Annotated in this window: 1 protein-coding gene (running past one end of the window); it reads left to right on the top strand. The window is 71.6% G+C overall.

The window, feature by feature from the left end; translation table 11 throughout:
• On the top strand, nucleotides 1-22,177 hold the 3' portion of the coding sequence (locus tag IMZ35_RS16135) for a hypothetical protein (protein ID WP_229372028.1). It extends 18,008 nt beyond the left edge of the window; the window shows 22,177 of its 40,185 coding nt (coding positions 18,009-40,185); its start codon lies beyond the left edge, outside the window; it ends in the stop codon at nucleotides 22,175-22,177.
• Nucleotides 22,178-22,249 lie beyond the last annotated feature (72 nt).

Here is a 22,249-nt window from a genome sequence, read left to right as displayed (position 1 = left end):
GGTCCGCACCGGCGGCACGAGCCTGCCGCGGAACACCGAGTACCAGCACTACCCGCGGCCGAGCCTGTTCCCGTCGTCGCGGACGGAGACGGCGTGGAACAACGTCGTCGCCATCCCGATCGACCTCGGCGAGCACGGCAGCGCCACCTACTTCCCGTCGAGCGTCTCGCACAAGCTGGACACCTGGAAGTTCCGCAAGGGCGCGAGCCAGAGCACGTTCAGCAGCTACCTGAGCCTGACCACCCACGCCAAGTCCAGGGCCAGGTCGGTGGACCTGCCGACGCGGCCGGACGGCAAGCCGGTGTCGCTGGTGCTCACCGAGACGGAGGGCACCGAGCACGGGCTGCTGCTGAGCAACGGCGACACCCTGAAGGTGAACCCGCTGGGCTTCGGGCGCATCGCCGGTTCGCACGAGGTCGTGCGGGGTCAGGCCGGTCGGGACACCGACGTGCCGCTGATCGTGCTGACCTTCGACAAGCGCGGTGGCTCCGGCCCGGTGCGGCCGGACGAGCAGTCGCAGCCAGCGGACGACATCAGGACCGGTCTCGCCGAGCAGGGCTTCCTGCGGCAGGTGCTGATGGGCGACACGAGCGCGACCCTGAAGCGGGGCGGCGAGTTCGGCCTGCTCAACAGCGGGCGCCTGCACAGCTTCGCCCCGCCGAAGGTGCGCCCTCAGGACATCGACCTGGCCACGCACACCACGCCCGACGGCAAGGTCGTGGCCGTCGACGTGGTGAGCGAGCAGAACCAGGCGACGTCCACGCAGGAGTGGCTGAACTCCCTGACCAGCACCTCGCACGACGGTCAGTTGCGCTACGAGCAGCGGTACGCGCCCGGCAAGGTCGAATCCGCGGCGTGGAGCGGCGCGACGAGCAAGCCGGGTGAGACGCTCCTCTACGTCGTGGGCAGCGGCGGTCCCGGTTACGTCAGGGCGCAGTTCCGCGGCCACGACCTCGTGCGGGTCAGCGGCGCCGTCGCGGCCTGGTCGATGGTGGCCAACGGCGTGTTCGACGGCAAGGTCGCCGGCCGCAAGGGCGAGATCGTGCTGCACGTGCCCGGCAGCGCCACGGCGTCGAAGATCGGTCCGGCGGTGCTGGACGACATCGGCGACGCCCTGAAGAAGGAGCGCCTGCGGTTCGGCGTGACCGGGGCGGCCGGTCAGATGGGGCCGTTCGTCCAGAGGACGGGCAACGACCTGCCGGGCACGTACGTGCTGGGCACCCCGCCCCGGCACGTGGAACGCCCGCCGGTGCAGCCGATCGACGTGCACGCGGCGGCGAAGTCCACGCTCAGCCCGACCACGACCACCTTCGAGAACGCCGCCGCCGAGACGCACCCGATCCCCGGCAACGCGGCGACCGAGCAGCTCACCCGGATGCGCGAGCGCGGCGAGCAGCAGGCCGCGGACGCGGCGGCGAGCATCGAGGTGGACGTCGCCGAGCGCGGCACGGCCACCCCGGACGCGCCGCCCGCGAAGCCGAACACCGACGACCTGTCCCACGTGCCCTTCGTGGACGACGACGGCTCGGTGATCGAGGTCGGCTACAAGCCGCTGACCGACAAGAACGGCAACGTCGTCGGCATCGCCTTCCCCACGCGTACCGGCGACGCCGAGTTCATGCAGACCTCGGCGGAGAACCGGCAGGACTCCACCTACCGCCAGTACTCCGGCGGCGTCCCGCACCGCGGCGGCACGCCCGGCGACTGGGCCGACGTCGACTCACCCTGGGTGGGCAAGCCCTTCTACACCGACGGCCACGCGGGCGGACGCGGCATCGACGTGCCCACCCCCACCGGCGTCAAGCCCCTGCGCGGCGACCAGATCGCCCGCATCGTCGACGCCACCGGGTTGATGGCCAAGGCGAACGCCACCCCCGACACCCCCGTGGTCATGCTCCAGTGCGCGACCGCCACCAACACCGACGCCAGGACCGGCACCACCCAGGCGCAGTCCTTCGCCGACGAGATGCGCGCCCTGGGCCACCGCGGCGAGACCCACGCCGCGACCACGAAGGTCTACACCCACCGCACGCAGGGCTGGACCGGCCTGCGCGACGGCGGCACCTTCCAGCGGTTCGGCAACCGACCCGGCACCAACGGCACGCCCAAGCCGACCACGCCGTCCAGCGACACCACTGCCGAGCAGCGCACCGACACCGACGAGATCCTCGCCCGGCCCAACCGGGACAGCGCCCCGTTCGACCCGCTCGACGACGAGAGCTGGTCCAGGGCCAGGATCGAGTTCTTCGAGCGGGCCGAGGTCTTCGAAGAGCGTCTGGGCCAGTACCTCGCCCAGCACGAGGGCGCGAACGCCGAACTGGCCAAGGTGCTCGAAACCGCCTGGAACGCCATGTCCCCCGCGTCGCGCGAGCAGATCGGCGAGACCGACCCCTCCCTGGTCGGCGCGATGGACAGCACCGGCGTCGACCGGGGGCAGCGCATCGTCTCCAGCGGAACTCCGCGCGAGCGGATGACGCTGTACTGGTCGATCGTGCGCCACGGCGTCCTGGACTCCCTGCTCGGCGAGGACCCGTTCCCGCCCGAGATCACCTCCGAACGACCCGACCGCAAGTACACCAGGGCGTCCGACAAGTACGCCGACGCACTCCGCCACTTGTCGCAGGACGACTCCCAGCGCGCCGAAGCCCTCGTCGTCGTCCGCGACGCGATGCAGCGTGCCCGGCAACTGGCCGCGATGACCGACGAGCAGCACGCCGAGCTGGTCGAGCAGACGCGCGCCGCGCTCGACCACGCCGAGCAGACGACGGAGTACGCGGACGCGCAGCAGCGCGACGAGAAGATCGAGGCGGCCAGGGCCGAGCACGAGCGCGCGGTGCAGGAGCAGAACCTCACGCCGGGTCAGCGCGAGCTGCGCGCGACCGAAGCGCAGGAGGACTACGACGCCGAGGTCGCCGACCAGGACGCGACCCACGAGCAGCGGTTGCAGCGGGTGGAGGACGCGGCACGCCTGCTCGTCACCAGCCGTCGCCCCGACGAGGTGCGCCCGCCGCTGAGCGAGGCCGAGCGCGCGATCGCCGTGGACGAGAACGGCGCGCTGCGCTGGCTCTCCATCGACAAGCAGTTCGACCTGGCCCTCAGCTCTGACTTCCAGCGCAACACCCACAGCACCGGCGGCATGGTCATGGGTGGAACGTCAGGCTCGGCCTACAAACTGCTGAAGTTCGCCCAGCGGTTGCAGCAGCAGCGGGGCGTGGACGTCGACCTGGCGAAGCTGCAACTGGCGCTGATGGGCCACATGCTGCCCAGCCGCATGCACACCGTTCACGAGATCCAGCGCGCCGGTGCGCTGGCCGACCCGAGCCTGACCTACCACGACAACTTCGGCCGCTACCGCAGCATCCCCGGACTGACCGAGCAGGAACTGCGCGACAACGTCGCGGAGAACGGACTCTTCCCCGACGAGTACGCCTTCGCCGACGCCGACGACCTGGCAGACGGCCTGACGACGGTCGACGAGACCGCACCGGACACACGTTCCGACGAGGACGAGACGCGCTCGATCCCCGGCGACGACACGACCACCGGGAGCGAGGTCCGGGAGCGCGGCACGGCCGCCCCGGACGCGCCGCCGGCGAAGCCGAACACCGACGACCTGTCCCACGTGCCCTTCGTGGACGACGACGGCTCGGTGATCGAGGTCGGCTACAAGCCGCTGACCGACAAGAACGGCAACGTCGTCGGCATCGCCTTCCCCACCCGTACCGGCGACGCCGAGTTCATGCAGGCCAGCGCGGAGAACCGCGCCACCAACGACCAGGACTCCACCTACCGCCAGTACCCCGGCGCGGTTCCCGACCGAGGTGGCAAGCCCGGCGACTGGACCGACGTCAAGGCGCCCTGGGTCGGCAAGCCCTTCTACACCGACGGCCACGCCGGTGCCCGCGGCATCGACGTGCCCACCCCCAACGGCGTCAAGCCCCTGCGCGGCGACCAGATCGCCCGCATCGTCGACGCCACCGGCCTCATGGCCAAGGCGAACGCCACCCCCGACACCCCCGTCGTCATGCTCCAGTGCACCACCGGCACCAGCACCGACACCGAGGACAGCACCAAGACCCAGGCCCAGTCCTTCGCCGACCAGATGCGCGAACTCGGCCACAAGAACGACACCTACGGCGCGACCACGAAGGTCTACACCAGCAAGAGCACCGGCTGGACCGGCCTGCGCGACGGCGGCACCTTCCAGCGGTTCGGCACCCGACCCGGCACCAACGGCACCACCACCCCCACGACCTCCACCGACACCACCACCGAACAGCGCACCGACGGCGACGACGTCCTCGTCCGGCCCGCCGCGGGCACGAAGGTCGAGACCGGGAGGATCGACCCCGAGCGGATCTTCGTCCAGGGCTTCACCACGGCGGACGGCCACGCCGTCGGCGCCTACGTGTACCGGTCGCACGAGAGCAAGAACGCCAGCAGGTTCGCCTTCGCGGAGGGCATCACCCGGCAGGCCGTGGAGACGTACACGAGCCGCGACGGCGACGAGAACTCGAGCGGGATCGAGTTCCGGACCGTCGGGGCGAACGACTCGTCGCCGTTCCTGCTGATCGCGCACACCGACGGCACCGACGTCTACGAGTTCGGCACCCAGTTCAGTGGCGGCGACAAGCGGGTGACCCGTCAGCGGTTCGGCGCGCTCATCGCCGCCAACTCGACCTTCCGCGAGCTGGTCGGCAGGCACGGCCGGCCGATCGTCCACGTCACGCTCAACGACTCGCCCCGCGTGGTCGCCGACTCCGAGATCGACGTCGACGCGCGGATCAGCGACCTCCAGCAGTCGATGCGCAAGAATGGCCTGCTGCGCGCGATGCTCATGGGCACCACCGACGGCTACCTCGGCAGGGGCGGCGCGTTCGGCCTCACCAACGGCGGGGCACTGGTCCGGCAGGACCCGCCGAACCCGTCGCCGTGGGACCTCGACCTGGTCGAGCACCGCGAGTTCGGCTCGCGGTACGCCGTGGCCGAGTTCCCGAGCGAGCCCGGCGACCGGACGATGAACGCCGAGTGGATCGGCAACGCCGGGACGAAGGAGCGCAAGAGCTACTGGACCACCCCCGGTGACATCGACGAGAACCGGGACCCCAAGACGAAGATCCAGCGCGACCTGAGCACGACGTGGTCCAAGAAGGCCGGTCCCTGGGCCGCCGCTCTCGCGGACAAGCAGGACTCGCTGCTGGAGATCGTCGTGCACGGCGACGACAAGGACGGTTCGGCCTACGTCGGCTACAAGGGCCACGACCAGCTCCGGGTGCAGTACTCCTCCGTCGTCCAGGCCATGTCCACGCGCAGCGTCCTGCCGGAGGACGGCGGCACGCGGGGCGAGGTGCTGCTCGCGTCCTGCTTCGCCGACCGGCCGACCCGCGACGGCTCGTCCGGCGCGACCCGGCTGTGGAACCTCCTGAAGGAGGGCGGCCACGACCTCGGCGTCAGCGCGGCGCCCACCGAGGTCTTCCGCATGGTCAAGACCGGTGGCGCGGGTCTGCCGCGCAAGGCCGTGTTCCAGCACTACCCGCGCCCGAGCCAGAACCCGAGGCAGGTGGAGGTGGCGTGGCGGGGCGTCGTCGCGATCCCGCTCGACCTGGGCAAGAACGGCACCGCCACGTACTTCCCCGGAGCGGGCCGCACGGACGACGCGGTCCAGACCTTCGCGAAGCACGCGCGGAAGAACACGTTCAGCACGTACCTCAGCTCCGCGGACCAGACCGCGACGAGCGCCGACCACGTGGATCTCCCGAAGCGCGCGGACGGCAGGCCGCTGCCCCTGCTGATCACCGAGACGGACGGCCGGGACCACTCGCTGCGGCTGGCCAACGGCCAGACGGTGGAGGTGGCCCCCGAGGGCTTCGGACGCATCGCCGGAGCGCACGAGGTCGTGCGCAAGCAGCTCGGGAACGACACCGACGTGCCGGTGCTCGTGCTGACGCTCAACACGAACCCGGACGACCGGACGGGCCCGGTGGCCTCCTGGTCGTCGAAGACGGCCGACGGCATCAAGCAGGGCCTGAACGAGCAGGGCGTCCTGCGCGCGATCCTGATGGGCGACAGGGGCGGGTTCGTCGGCGAGTTCGGCGAGTTCGGCCTCTACGACAAGGGGCGGTTCCACAGCTTCGACGCGCCGAAGAACCCCGTGCCGAGCACGCTGTCGGGTCCCGGTGGCCTGACCACGACCGCCCTGCACGCCGCTGCGCGGGTCAGCGGTGGCGACCGAGCCAAGGTCGACGACGTCCTGGCCGCCTGGTCGATGCAGACCGGCACCACCGGCCGCGGGGGCGACGTCCTCCTGCACGTGCCGGGCACGGACGAGGACGCCGACCTGCTCGCCCGCGGCGGCGACGACGCCGCGGTGACGGACCGGCCGGTCGCGGCGGTGGACAACGCGGGCATCGACCCCTCCCCCACCGTGCCGGTGACGGACGACGCCGAGCGGTCCGGCGACGCGAACGAGCGCGAGTCCGGCACCGGCCAGGACACGACCACCCGGCCGGAGACCACCGCCGAACGGGGCGACGACGCCGAGCAGGGGAACGACGCCGACCGCCGGGGCGACGACGCTCCGCAGGACGGCGGCACCACCGGGACGGCAGCCGCGGGCGAGCCGTCGTGGCCCGCGGGTCGCCTGCCGTCGTTCTTCACGGAGAACAAGTCGCTCGGCACGATCGGCGCCGACGAGGTCGACGCGGGCAACGCCGTCGACGACGTCGAGCGGCTGGTCCGCGCCGCGGAGGCCAGGCGCCTCTCCAACTCCGCCTCGAAGCCGGTCGAGGGCCTCGACGCGATCAGCTCGGCGCTGAGCCAGGACTTCCCGTCGTTCGTCGGCGACGGCCGCTCGTTCCCGGTGCAGGTGCGCGGCCACGCCTACGAGGCGCACGTGCAGGCGGTCCTGGTGCCGCCGGACGACTTCGACGCGGAGCTGAAGGACTCGGCGCTCGGCGGCAAGACGCTGGCGGTCAACCAGGCCGAGATCACCTCGACCAAGACGACCACCCTCGCCAACGCCGTCGACGTCGGCCCGAACGTCCTGCTCACCCAGGGCGCGGGCGGGTACGTCCAGGTGTCCGTCAAGGGACAGCTCGCCACGCCCGCCGAGAGCCACGCGCAGTCGCTGACCGCCAGCGACAACCGGCAGGTCCACTCCGGCTCACCGGCGAAGAACCTCACGCCCCGGGTCCGCTACGTCGTGACGCTCACCGACGCCTCCAACCAGCCGGTCACCCCGCTGGGCAGCAAGAACACGCAGCTCGTCAGCGAGGGCAGCGTGAAGCTGCACGTCCCCGGCGAGCTGCTGGACCTCGACCACACGCACGACTCCACGACCCCGGTCGCGCTGCCGCCGTCCGCCGGCACCGACCTGGAGAACGCGGTCGCCGAGGCCGTGGTCATCCACCCGCCGGACCCGTTCGCGGCCGTGAGCTCGACGATGCACCCGTCGATCACCAAGATCGGCGCGCCGGGACGCACCGAGCTGAAGCACGTGCTGAGCCCGTCGTTCCTGCGCGACCACACGAGCAGGATGCTGCACGGCTGGGTGCAGTCGCCCGACCTGCTCAGCCCGCACGGCAGCCGGGCCGGTGCGACGAACCTGACGGCCGTGATGCGCTCGGCGAAGCTCGCGGGCGTCACGTCGAGCGGCCACACCAGGACGTTCAACACCGTCACGACGGACAGCGGCGTCCAGTCGACGTCCAAGACCGGGTTCGACGTGGCCGCCGGCGCCGGTGGCGGTGTGGTCGCGTCGTCGATGATCGATTCGGTCGGCGGGACCGGTGGCGTCACCACCTCGTTCTCCACGCGCACCGCGGACACCTCCCCGGCCGGCAACTCCGACTCCAAGAAGTCGGCCCTGTTCGCGAGGGACACGGCGGGGATGTACGAGGTCGAGATCGACGTCGTGGCGCACTCGCCGCACGGCGACCCGGTCACGATCCGCACCACCACCTTCATGCGCATCCCGCTGTCGGAGGCCAAGGACGCCGGTTTCCCCGTGCCGCCCGGCACCCCCGACCTGTTCACCAGGCCGAAGCAGCAGGAAGCGGGGTCCACACCGGAGTCCGTGGCCGAGGACACCCGCTCGGTGTACGCGCGCTCCGTCGCGCCGCAGGACAACGACGCGCCGTCGTTCACCAGGGAGCGGTCCACCACGGTGTCGAGCGACGGAACGCGGTCCGGCGCGCCGACGCTCACCGGGCAGCCGTCCAGCCGGGCCGCGGGTGATGACGCGCGGTCCACGGCGAGCGCCCCCGTGGACTCGGCCAGGTCGGTCCTCGATCCGGTCCTCCGGACCGGCACCGAGGAGTCCTCGGCCCAGCAGTCCACCCTGGACATCCCGACGATCGGCGCACCCGAGCTGTGGGACGGGGACCACCCGTCCACCGAGAACGGCTCCCAGGCGAACGACTCGCAGCTGATCCGCTCCCAGCTCGCGCCCACCGACGAGGGCTCGGTGCTGGACAGCTCCGCCAGCACGACGAGCAGGGACACCAGCGAGCGCTTCCTGCCGCCCTACTTCGGCGCCGCCGGGGCGGCGGGCGACGTCCACGTCGGGCGGTTCCCGGCGCTGGAGCAGGTCCAGGGCAGGGTCGAGAGCGCCCTGCGCGGGTTGAAGGGCTTCGAGGACTTCCTGCCGAACTGGGGCTCGTCCAAGAACAAGAACAAGATCGGCCGCAACGCCTTCGACCTGACGCAGCAGCTGGCCAACCAGCGAGACCTGACCGCGCAGCTGAGCCCGACGGCTCTGCGCGGCCAGATGGACAGCCTGCTCGGCGAGGGCGTGCCGGTGCGGATCAAGAGGCGCGGTCTCTGGACGAGCGACTACGTCAACATCGTCGTCAAGGCCAAGCGGCGCGGCCAGGAGACCTACCTCGGCCAGGCCGAGAAGCACACCGTGCGCGACGCGACGTCGGGGGCGTCCAAGCTCGACGCCGCGAAGACCAGCACCAAGGCGACCTCCGTCGGCCTCGAGGGCAAGCTCGTCATCCCGAAGAAGGCGAACGGCATCTCGGTCGTGCCGACGCCCGTGGGCGGCGTGAAGTACAACTACACCCGCAGCAAGAAGAGCGCGGCCGGTCCGTCCACGCAGATCTCGACGGCCACCGCGGGCAGCCTCGACGCCGAGGTCTTCGACGTCGAACTCGACTTCGACATCGAGATCAGCTCGTTCAGCAGGCACCGGTCGTGGGTGAAGCGGCTGTCGCCGGGACACCCGAAGCTGCGCGTGCCCGAGCCGAAGACGGTGGCGACGACCGGCGACACCACCGGCACGGACGCGAAGAAGATCGAACCCCTGGGCGGCAGGGGGCGGCTGTGGTGGTCGCAGTTCGCGATCTCCAAGACCGATCTGTCGCAGTTCAAGCCGAAGGACCCGAAGACGTCCGACCTGGACCCGATGCTGGTCAACGAGCTGCTCGGCAACATCAAGCCGAAGTCCGCGGACTCGTCTCCCGCCAGCACCGCGCCGAGCACGCCGACGAGCGCCACGTCGAACTCCCCGCTCAGCACCGCGCCCACGACGCCGTCGGACACCGCGCCGTCCAGCCCGGTGGACACCCGCCCGCCGGCGCCGACCGGCGACGTCACCGACCCGAACACCGGCACCGACCAGGCCCCGCCCGCGCGGAAGGACCAGCTCGCGCCCGAGCGCGCCGAGGGCGGCACCAGCACGCCGGAGACGGCCCCGGAGGTCGAGCCGGAGCGCACGCCGGACAGCACCGACCCAGACGGCACCACCCAGGACGGCACCACCCCAGACGGCACCACCCCAGACGGCACCACCGCTGACGCCACTCCGGACAGCACGACCCCGGCGGAGACCGGCCCGGTGAAGCTGCGCAGCGACCAGTGGGCGCACGTGGTGGCCATCGCGCACACCGGCGCCGTCCGCCAGGCGGGGATCGACGTCGTCACCGGAGCCGCGAACGGCGACTCCTCGCTGGTCCAGCCCGGCACGGTGTCCCGTCGGCAGATCGACCGGATGTTCAGCCCGGAGCACCTGAAGGCGCACCTGCGGAAGCTGATGGCCACGGGTGACCAGGAGGGCGGCCTGAAGTACGGCCGGCGCTGGAAGGACCGGGTCGGCGCGGTCGGCCTGAAGGTCGAGCTGAGCAACCCGGTCGTCATCTCCGTCGACGAGAACACCGAGACGGAGAACGCGACCGGCGCCACGGTGAAGGCCGGGTACAGCAAGAGCGTCACCAAGGGCTACGACCTCGGCGTGGGCCTGGGCGCGCCGATCCGCGGCGGCAGCACGCCGACCGGCGCTGGCGGCCTCACGGTCAGCGCGAAGCTGCGCAGCTGGTTCCGCACGAAGGTCCGCGGCCTGGAGATCGGCGCGTCCGTGGACCGCAACCGGGTCACCCCGTACTCCGGACGCTCGGTGCTCGTGCAGGTCGACGCGAAGTGGACGGTCGTCGGCGAGAGCAAGAACCGCAACGTGCTTCCCCTGGGTGGCGGGAAGGCGAAGGGCAGCGCCAAGCTCGTCGAGGTCGAGGGCGGCATGTACCTGCGGCTCAACGAGCAGCACGCCCGCGAGCTGAAGCTCCTGCCCGAGCTGACGAAGAAGGTCGACCCGCCCGGCGTCCTGGAGACCCCGGCCGGTCTGCGCAAGGGCGAACCGGCGACGATCGGCATCGGCGCGTTCGAGGAGTCCCCCGACCTGGAGGAGATGCGCAACGAACTGCGCGAGAGCCTCGGTGAGCTGGGCAAGCGGCTGCTGCCCGACTCGGTGCTCGACGACTCCATGAACAACCTGCGCAGGCTGACGGACTTCACGACCCCCGGCAGCGTCCAGTCGCTCATGGACGGCGCGCTGGACGGCGGCGTCCCGCTGCTCCTGCACGACCCGAAGATCTTCACCAAGGACTCGTACCAGGTCCTCCTCGAAGCCGAGATCGACGAGGACGCGACCTTCCGCGACGTGATCAACGACGGCATCGGCTTCGAGTACCTGGGCTCGGGCCAGGTCAAGGTCAGCGAGAGCGAGGGCACCGGCAGCGGCTGGGGCATGGGCGCGCGCGCCACCGCGTCCGGCGCTCCGGACACCACCAAGGCCAACCTGAACGCCGGCACGGGCACCGGCACCGGGACCTCGACCGGTTCCGGCACCGGCATCGGCACGAACATCGGGCCGAGCGGCGGCGTCAACTACTCGCAGACGAAGTCCTCGGTCCAGAACCGCTCGGTGACCGACAGGCAGGGCCACGTGCGCCTCGCCAGTGGTCCGAACGCCCTCTACGACGTGCCGGTCCGCTTCACGATGACCGTCATGAAGGGCGGCAAGCCGGTCGGCAAGCCGGTGCGCACGTCCACGCCGCAGCGCCTGCCCCTGCGGTTGTTCGCCGACGACGTGAAGACCCCCGGCGGTACTCCCCCGAAGCCGTTCGCGCCGACGACCAGCGAGGTCTCCGCCGAGCCGCCGACGCCGGACGAGTTCCGCGGCAAGGCTCCCGTGGTGATGCAGACCATGTCGTCGGTGGAGACGCTGCGCGGCAGCGCGGCGATCCGCAAGGCCGTGACGCACGCGCTGCGCGACGCCGGAGCGCGGCCCGAGCTGACCGGCGAGGGCGACATGGGTGCGCACTCCCTGTTCTCCGCGATCTCCCCGGAGATGCTGAAGGCCCACGTCCCCAGCACGCTCGGCCACCACGCCGATCCGTTCTCGGTCCCCGGCCTGCGCGCCCACGCGCTGCTGGCCGGGCAGGAAGCCGACGTCAAGATCTACCCGCGGCTCAAGAACCCCCGGCTGCACGCGGTCAGCGACGGCGTGACGGTCTGGGACCTGCGCAGCCGGACGCACTCGTCGAGCGCGGACGTCAAGCAGAGCGACGCCTTCGACGTCTCCGCCGCGCCGGCGGGTGGTGGCGTCTCGTCCACGAAGAGCCCCGACCTCGGCTTCAACACGGCGCCGGTGGAGAGCAAGCACGCGGCCGAGGACGCCACGACCGACGGCAGCGACGTGTCCGACACCAGGGGCAGGACCGCGACCTTCACGGGCACCAGCGGTCTCGTCGGCTACGACGTGGAGTACCTCGTCGTGGTCGAGGTCGACGGCAAGAAGCGCGGTGTCGTGGTCGACGCGCCGGAGTCCACGACGTGGCGGGTGCCCGAGCAGCACCTCGGAGCGCTGTTCCCGGAGGCCGACGGCAAGCCGGGGACGGGCCTGCCCGAGCAGATCACCCGGCTGCGCACCGAGCTGACCACCAAGCAGGTCACCTGGCGAGAGGCGAAGGTCGCCGCCGACAAGGCGGAGCGCGACGCCGTCGACACGATCAACAGGACGGCCGCCGAGCAGCAGAGGGCGCGCAACGAGATCGACCGGCTGAACACCGAGGTCGACCGGCTGAACTACCAGAGCTTCGCCGAGGTCGAGCAGCTCACCACCGCCTCGAAGGAGCTGTCCGAGGTCGAGGCGGAGCGCGACCGGTCGACCGAGCGCCTCCAGGCCCTGGCCGACCTCTCCGAGGACCAGGCGGAGGCGGTCGCCGAGGCCGAGGCCGCGGTCGACCCGCGCAACCCCGCCACGCGCGCCGGGCTGGAGTCCGCGCGCGCCGCGCAGAAGGCGACCTTCGAGACCATCCGGTCCCTGACGCCCGAGTGGAACCGGCTCGACCGTCAGGTGCGCGCGGGCGAGGCGCGGCTGGAGGAGATGCGGGCGGAGCACACGAGGACGCTGGCCGAGCGCACGCTGGCCAATCGGGACGTCCGCGCGAACGCCTCGGTGATCGAGGCGCAGGAGGAGCTGAAGAAGGCCGCGGCCGAGCGGCTCGACGAGGCCCACGGCGCGCACGTGGAGGCCGTGCGGGCCTGGATGGAGACCAAGGCCGAGCTCGACCGGGCCGTCGACGGGTTCAACGACGAGCACGCGCGGAAGTCCGCGCCGCCCTCCGGTGACGACGCTCCCGGCGACGACACTCCCGGCGACGACACTCCCGGTGACGACACCGCTGGCGACACCCCGTCCGCGGTGGAGAACGACGAGCGCGGGACCGGCGGAACCCCGCCCGAACCGGCCGTCCAGCAGGACGACGACCTGCCGGGCGGTGACCGCGACGACATCGCGCTGAACGACCTCCGACCGCGCGACCCCGCCCACCGCGACACCCCGCCCACCACGGCGGACGACGTGCGGGAGACCCCGTCCGAACCGGTCTCGCAGCACGACGACCCCGCTCGCCGCGGCAGCGAGCCGGACGACCGGGTGCCTCCGACGACGACGCCCCCCGGCACCCCGACCACCACGAGCGAGCAGGGCGTGCCGGCCACGGCGGCGGAGATCGCGGAGGCGCTGGTCGCGGACGCGGACACCCGGATCGCCGAGGGGCGCCGCGCGCTGGAGGAGATCGGCAGGAGGATCTCCCCGCTGGAGCGCGCCGTGTTCGGCCGCATGACGGAGGACCAGATCGCGAAGGAGGCGCACGAGACCGCGACGAAGCGGTTGGCGGAGCTCGCCGACTCCGGCGACCTGGCGACGCGGCTCGCCGCCTCCGAGGAGCTCACGTCGCGGACCCGCGACGTGACCGCGGCGGCGCGGGCGCTGCGCGAGGCGCGCGACGCGCTGACCGCCGAGAAGAAGAAGCGGTCGAAGGTCGAGCGGCAGGTCGAGTTCGCCGAGGACGACCGCGCCGAGGCGCGGAAGGTCCTGGACGAGACGGCCGCGGACGTCTCCGACACCGGGTCGGAAGCGTCCGCGGAGCAGGAGGTCCCGCGGCTCCCCGAGCAGGTGCCGCACGTGGACCTGCCGGCCGACTTCGTGCCGGGCAGGTTCGTCGAGGAGCTGTTCGACTCGCTGGACGACAGCGGGGCGACCCGCCTGGCGGACCTCACCCCGGAGGGGCGCGACACCGTGGCGGACGGCACGACGCCGATCTCCTCCACCCGGCTGCGCGACGAGATGGGCATGCCGGTGGTGAACCAGCGGCGGCTGCAGAACATGGCCGACCGGTTCGGGCTCGTGCTGGACGTCCGCCCGACCAACCCCGCCTCGGTGGCGTGGCTGGAGAAGGGCGCCGTCCCCAAGCCCAAGGAGGTCAAGGCCAAGACGATCGGGCCGTGGGACGTCCACCTCGGCGCGCGCGGCGAGGACGTCGGCCTCGTCGGCTACTTCCAGCCCGTGCTGCCCCCGCAGGACGTGCTGGACGCCATGCCGCCGGCGGACGCGGCGAAGGTCCGCACGCAGTTCCAGCGGCGCAGCGAGGAGTACGCGGCCCTGGCCGACGAGGTCGCGGCCCTGGAGGAGAGCGGTCGGTTCCAGCGCGACGGCCAGGTGATCAAGCAGCGCACCCCCGACGGCGCGTTCGCCGACATCACCGGCGACCACGACGTGTACAACGTGCTGGTGTCCGGCGACAGCCGGATGACGGACGAGGCGTACGAGGCCATCACCTGGTTGATGGTGCAGCGCAACGCCGGTGTGCAGCACGGCGCCCACCTGTACTGGAAGCCGCAGAACGAGGCCCAGCAGCGCATCTACCAGGCGATCGTGGACCGGCACAGCGGCGACGAGCGCAGCGGCGCCGAGCCCCTGGTCAGGTTCGCCCCCGGCAGGCTGCCCGGCCTGGTGTACGCCGACGGCGCCGGACCGTCGCGGCGCTCCGGCGAGGACACGGCGACGACGACCGGCGGCGACACCGCACTGCCGACGTACCACGACCTCACGGCGGACGACGTCGTGATCGTGCCGCTGCACGACTCCGCGGGCAACGTCGTCGGCGCCGGTTTCCCGTCGCGGAGGGGCGACGCGGAGAAGATGGCCACGACGGCCGTCTACGACGACGTCTCCGCCTACCGCAGGTACACCGGCGAGCACACCGGGGACGACGGCGCCGAGGGCCTGGACTACACCGTCGAGTCGCTGACCGGCCCCGACGGGGCCCGCCCGTTCATCCACGACGGCCACGGCCAGCGCGACGGCGGCGAGCGGGGCGGCTTCGACGTGACGCGCCGCAACGGCGTCGTGGAGCGGGTGCCGGGCGACGTCCTGGAACGGCTGATCCGCGGCAGCGGCCTGATGTCGAAGGCCGGCGCCACGAACCTGACGCCCGTGGTGTCGCTGGCGTGCTACGCCGACCACGTCCGCCAGGACGGCACCAGCCCGGCCGGTGAGCTCCAGGCCGCCCTGCGGCGTGCCGGGCACGACGGCCCGGTGCGCGCCGCGCGCGGCGAGGTCCTCGTGGAGGACCGCCGGGGCCGGGTTGCGTGGATCGGCACGACGAACGGCGACTCCTTCGGCACCGTCGGGGAGCCGCGCACCCGCGACACCGCCGAGCGGCGCGACGACGCGTCGGACGGTCCCTCGCGACGGAGCGGTCCGACGCGGGCGACGGGAAGGGTGCTGCGCACCGGCAGGGAGATCACCTTCAGTTTCGACGCGGTCGACAAGCAGGCCGTGCGCGACCGGAACGGCGATCGCACCGGCCTCGTCTTCAGCAGCGACCCCGAGAGCAGGCGCACGGTCCAGGAGTGGCTGGACAGCGCGCCCGTCCACGACACCGTCATCAGGACGCTGCCCGGTGAATCCGTCACGGACGCGGCGGACAGGGCGTCGAGCCGGCCCGGTGGAGCCGTGTACGCGCCGTGGGCCGCGGACTACGACAACGGCGGCCCCGGCCCCGTCATCATCGACTTCAAGACCGATCTGGGCCAGATCGTCGTCCCGGTCGAGGACCGCCGGCAGGACGAGGACGTCGCGATCAGCGGGAGGGCCTTCGCCCACCTCCTGGACGACTCCAGCAGGTTCCGGCGGATGCTCGAAGGACGTCCCAACCGCTCGCTGGTCCTGACCATCGACGCCGCCGAAATCGGCCTCCAGGGAGTGCGCTTCGCGAACACCCTGCGCGAGCTGGGGTACCGGAACCCGATCCACATCGCCGGTGGCCCGGTGGCCCTGACGAGCACCACCCCCACGAGGGTGGGTGTGCTCGACAACGGCGGGTGGGGAACCTACGTCAACGGATCGATCCGCTGGGACACCGACAGCCGGTTCACCGCGACGGAGATCAACCAGATCCTGGACGCCGAGCGAACGCCGCCGCCGTCCCCCACGGAGTCCTCGGAGTCTGTGTCCTCGGAGTCGGGGTCACCGCACGGGTCGCCGCCGCTCTCGCCCCTGCCCGACGGCACGCCGCCGTACTCCTACATCCCCGCGACGTACGACGACTCGGCGCCGCCGTCGCCGGTCGCCCCGACGCCCGAACCGCAGCCCGCGGTGACGCCACAGCCGGCGACGACGAACACCTCGCCGCCCGTGGCGCCGGCACCCGAGGCGACCGTGGTCCGGGGCGAGCGGATGGACGACGGCGAGCCGGTCGTCCTCTCGGCGGACGACGTCGTCGAGGCGGTCGTGCGCAACGGCAAGGGCGCCACCACGACCATCGCGTACTCCCAGCGGCAAGTCGCGACGGACTTCGTCCGCCAGTGGGCCGCGCACAGCGACCGGCACCACGAGATCGTCAAGACGCTGCCCGGCGAGACCCTGGCCGAGGCCGAGGCGAAGCTCGGCTCGCGTCCTGGCGGTACCGCTCCGGCCCCCTGGCTGGACGACTACGCCGACGACGGCGACGGCCCCATCGTGCTGGTCTACCGGGCGCAGGAGAACAAGCTGGTCGTTCCGGCCGGCGACCACGAGGGCGACGTCGCCGACGTGCTCGTCAGCGGTGACGCGGTCGCCACCCTGACGGAGGAGTCCGGCCCGTTCCAGATGCTGTACGCGAAGAACCCCGACCGGTCCGTGCTGATCGTCACCGACCTGCACGAGGCCGGGCGCGCCCTGCACGACTTCGTCGCGAAGATGCGCGAGAGGGGCTACGACAACACGTTCCACGTGGGCGAGGGCCGCGTCGAACTCACCCGGAACGGCCGGATCGGCGTGGCCGACAACGGCAGGTGGGGAACCTTCACCGGCACCACCCTCCGGTGGAACGACGGCACCCGGTTCACCGGGGACGAGGCATCGGAGATCACGGCCGCCGAGCAGGCGCCGCCGACGCCCGACTCCCCGTCCACGTCGTCGAGCGACGCCGAGACGCCGCCGCTCTCGCCGGTCGACCAGACGCCGCCGCTCTCGCCGGTCGACCAGACGCCGCCGTCACCGGTCGCCCCGGCACCGCAGCCGACCCCGCCCGCTCCGGCGCCGCAGCCGACCCCGCCCGCTCCGGAGTCCGCGACGCCGAGCACTCCGCCGTACGTCGCGCCGGAACCCGAGATCACCCCGGTCCGGGGCGAGCGGATCGACAACGGCGAACCGACCACCATCTCCGCCGACGACCTCCTCGAAGAGATCGTGCGCAACCGCAGGGGTGTCGCCACGACCATCGTGTACTCCCGGCGGCCGGCCATGACGGACCCGGTCCGCAAGTGGAACGCGCAGAAGGACCGGCACGACGAGATCGTCAAGACGCTGCCCGGCGAGACCCCCGCCCAGGCCGAGGCGAAGCTCGACTCGCGGCCCGGCGGCATCGCGCCCTCGCCCTGGCTGGACGACTACGCGGACGGCGGCGACGGCCCCGTCGTGCTGGTCTACAAGGCCCAGGAGAACAAGCTCTCCGTCCCGGCTCGCGACCAGGACAACAAGGCCATGGACGTGCTCGTCAGCGGCCGCGGGCTGGCCACGCTGATGGACGAGTCCGGCCCGTTCCAGATGCTGCACGCGAAGCACCCCGGCCGGTCCGTCCTGATCGTCACCGACCTGCACCAGGCCGGGCGCGCGGTGGACGAGCTCATCGCGGCCCTGCGCGAGAAGGGCTACGACAACACGTTCCACGTGGGCGACGGCAGCGTCGAGTTCACCCCGAACGGCCGGATCGGCGTGGCGAACAACGGCGGCTGGAAGTCCTACCGGAACGACGGGGTCGTGCAACAGGACGCCAGCACGTTCACGCCCGCCCAGGTCGCCGCCATGACCACCCCGCCGGCGCCCCCCGCCCCGCAGCCCGGCACGGATCAGCAGAGCACCGGTCAGCAGAACGCGAACCAGACCGGCCAGACCGGCCAGACCGGCCAGACCGGCACGCCGCCCCGCCCCCCGCAGAGCGACCAGACCGGCACACCTCCGCGCCCGCCGCAGACCGGCCAGACCAACACACCTCCGCGCCCGCCGCAGACCGGCCAGACCGGCACACCCCCGCGCCCGCCGCAGAGCAGCCAGACCGGCCAGAGCAGCACGCCGCCCCGCCCCCCGCAGAGCGGCGGGCAGTCCAACAACACCCAGCAGCAGCACAAGCCGTCCCTGAAGGTGAGCGGCAAGGTCCGCGACAGCGAACAGGTCATCTCGTTCAGCTTCGACGACCTGAACGTCGGCGCTGTCAAGGACCGGCGCGGACGCAGGATGGGCTTCGTCTTCTCCCCGAAGTCCTCGCGCATCAAGGGCATCCAGGAGTGGGCGGCGACGAAGGACCAGCACGACCGCATCGTGAAGACGCTCCCCGACGAGAGCGTGGCCGACGCGGAGAGCAAGGCTCAGCGACGGCCGGACGGTGAGGTGGAGGCGGCGTGGACCGCCGACTACGTCGACGACGGCACCGGGCCCGCGCTCCTGGACGTCAAGGCTCGCGACGGCAAGTTCATCGTCCCGGTGAAGCGGGGCGACGGGCGGATCAGCGAGGTCGAGGTCACCGGAAAGGCGTACGCGATGCTGCTGTCGGGCAGCCACGCGTTCAGCCGGCAGATGGTCGAGCAGCCGAACAGGTCCCTGGTGATCAGCGCGAACCAGGCCGACCTCGGCGACGCCTTCGAGGAGTTCGTGGCGACCTCGCGAGAGCTCGGCTATCGCGGTGACGTCTACGTGGCGAACGGCGTCGTCGAAGTGACGCCGACGGGCTCGATCGGCGTCGCCGGCAACGGCGGCTGGTTCGTCAACCGCAAGGACCGGACCACCGCGCCGGTGCGGAACACCGCCTACACCGCCGAGCAGATCAGCCGCATCCAGCAGGACGAGCAGGGCACGGCTCCCGGCGGCCAGCCCCAGACCGGGTCGTACGGCCCACCGCCCCAGACCGGGTCGTACGGCCCACCGCCCCAGACCGGGTCGTACGGCCCACCGCCGCAGACCGGGTCGTACGGCCCACCGCCCCAGACCGGTTACGGCACGACCGGTTACGGCACGACCGGTTACGGCGTGCCTCCGTACTACGGGGCGTACGGCACGCCGCCGTACTACGGGACGTACGGCACACCTCCGTACTACGGCGCCTACGGCACACCTCCGTACTACGGGACGTACGGCACACCTCCCTACGACGGGACGTACGGCACACCTCCCTACGACGGGACGTACAACGCCTCCAGCTCGTACAACCCGCCGCCTCAGCAGAGCAGCGGGCCTTCCGGCAGCACTCCGCAGGGCAACCAGCCGGGCACGTCCTCGCCCTTCACCGGGCCGCTCCACGACGTCGTCGTGTACGTGCCCGACCTCAACGCCACGGTCACGATCACCGCACGCGACGTGTTCTTGCGGCCGATCAGGAACTCCCGCGGCGACCACCAGGCCATCGTCTACTCGCACGATCCGTTGCAGACCGAGAGTTTGCGAGACCTGTTCCGCGCGCGCCCGGTGATCGACACGGTCGTCAAGACCAAGCCCGGCGAGTCCGTCGAGGTGGCCAACGGCTTGGCACGCCGGAACGGCGTGGCTCCCGCTCCCTGGGCAGCCGACTACGCGAACGGCGGCACGGGACCGGTGTTCCTGGATCTCGGCGCCAAGCACATGCAGTTCGTGGTTCCGACCAGGTCCTCCATCGGCGAGGGGCTGGCGACCGGTAGGGCCTTCGCGGAGCTGCTGACCGACTCGCCCTCCTTCCGCCGGGGGTTCGCCGAGCAGCCGTCCCGATCGCTGGTGCTGTTCGTGGGTGTCAAGGAGCTGGGTCCGACCATGGACCAGTTCGTCGAGGCCATGCGCGCCCTGGGCTTCCGCAACGACATCCACATCGCCAACGGGCAGGTGGAGATCGGCAAGAACAGCACACTGGGCGTCAGTGACAACGGCGGCTGGATCACCTACCGGAACGGCGTCAAGCAGGCCGCGAGCGCGACCACGTTCGCTCCGAACGTGCCGCCTCCCCACCAGGGCACCACGTCCAGCGCGCCCCCTCAGCCGTCCACGTCCAGCGCACCCCCTCAGCCGTCCACGTCCAGCGCACCCCCCCAGCCGTCCACCTCCACCGCACCCCCCCAGCCGTCCACCTCCACCGCGCCCTCCAGCGACCCGGTCACGACCTCCACACCCCTGACCACCCCGCCCCGGCCCGTCTCCGTGCGCATGCGCCGCACCGGGGGCACGACCGTGATCACCGCGAAGGACACGAGCACGTTCGAGTGGCCGATGACGAACAAGCGCGCTGGCTTCCTGGGCATCGTCCAGTCGGGCGACGTGACGCAGGCCGCGCACTTGCAGGTGCTGTTCGACAAGCGCCCCAAGATCGACACGGTCGTCAAGACCATGCCGGGCGAGCACATCTCGGACGCCAGCGCTCTGGCACGTCCCGACCACGACGCCCGCGCTCCCTGGGTGGAGGACTACGCGAACAACGGCCAGGGGCCGCTGTTCGTGGACGTCGAAGGCTTGACCGGAGCGTTCGTGGTTCCGTTCGGCTACTCGGAGGCCCCGATCGACGGGCTGGCCAGCGCTCAGGGCTACGCGCACCTGCTCACCGACTCGAAGAACTTCCGCAGCGCGCTGGCCGCCCAGCCGTCCCGGTCGCTGGCGTTGTTGCTGAACGTCAACGACGTCGGGGCGACGACGGTGGACGAGTTCGTCCGGCACCTGCGCGACCAGGGCTTCCGGAACAAGGTGCACATCGCCAACGGGCCGGTGCAGCTCGGCACCGGCAGCTCCGTCGGCGTCGGCGACAACGGCGGTTGGATCACCTACGAGAACAACGTCGGGAAGGTCGCGAGCGGGACCACGTACGACCCGGCCGGGTCGACCCCCCAGCAGGGGAGCACGACCGGTCCGGCCCAGCCCGGCGGGTCGAGCTCCACCGGCGGGCAGCCGCAGCCGTCCACGTCCTACCCGTCCACGTCCTACCCCTACTCGTCCTACCCCTACTCGTCCTACCCGTCCGCGTCCAACCCGCCGCCGCAGCCGTCCGCGTCCAACCCGCCCCCGCAGCCGTCCACGTCCAACCCGCCGCCGCCGCAGCCGTCCGCGTCCAACCCGCCGCCGCCGCAGCCGTCCGCTCAGTCCTCGAGCCAGGCCAAGCCGAAGACGGGCACGCTGCCCTCGGTCATGGACTACGTGGACCAGTGGACCGACGGCTACCACGTCGTCAAGGGCCAGGTCAACGAGAGCGACCACAACCTCGCGGGTACTTTCTCGAGCGGCGAGACGATCCGGTTCTACGTGCGCAACGTGAACCAGCGTCCGGTCCTGAACAACAAGAACGACGAGATCGGCGTGTCCTTCATCGAGAAGAACAACCAGTACCGGGCCACTCTCGACTGGTCGCAGGCCGACGACCAGTTGTCGGACGTCTGGCGCTCCATGCCCGGCGAGAGCAGCAGCGACGCGGTCAGGGCAGGCCGCGACGACGGTCTCGTGGTGGCGCCCTGGTGGAAGGACTACCGCGAGGGGCCGAAGATGGGGCCCATCATCTTCGACACGCACGGCAGCAAGAACATCTTCAGCACGCCGCTGCACCCCGGTGCGGTCCTGCCGGACGGCCGGGTGCTGCACAAGACCCTTCACGTCGTCGTCGATGGAGACGCGTTCGGCGACATCGTGCACCGGTCGCAGATCTTCCAGCGGGTCTACGCGAAGAACCCCGGTGCGTCGTTCATGGGGTGCATCTGCCACGTCGGCGGCGGGTACGGCGCCACGGACTTCATGAAGCAGATGCGCCTGCTCGGCTACCGCAACGCCGGGCACTTCGCGCGCGACACGCTGTCGGTCCACAGCGGCGACCTGGGGCGGTACGGGCGAGCAGGCGCCACGTCCGTTGCCAACAACGGCGGCTTCATCACGATCGACCGGGGCAGCAGCACCTCGCTGAACGTCTGGACCCGGTTGGAGACGCGGTACACCGACGACCAGATCATCCAGATCCAGGTCGCCGAAAACCTGGGCATGGGACGGCGAGGGCTCTCCGAACCGTCTGCCCCGCCACCCGTGCAGACCTTCGGCACGCGGCCGGCCCGGCGGCGCGACGACGAGGACCAGGACACGCCGTGATCGAACGGCGTCCCCCCTCCCGGCCGTCTCGCCGGCCGGGAGCACCCGACACGATCGACAGGACGGAAAGCA

This window comes from Umezawaea beigongshangensis, assembly GCF_016464305.1.
Classification (GTDB): Bacteria; Actinomycetota; Actinomycetes; order Mycobacteriales; family Pseudonocardiaceae; genus Umezawaea_A; species Umezawaea_A beigongshangensis.
This window is presented reverse-complemented; position numbering and strand designations above follow the sequence as displayed.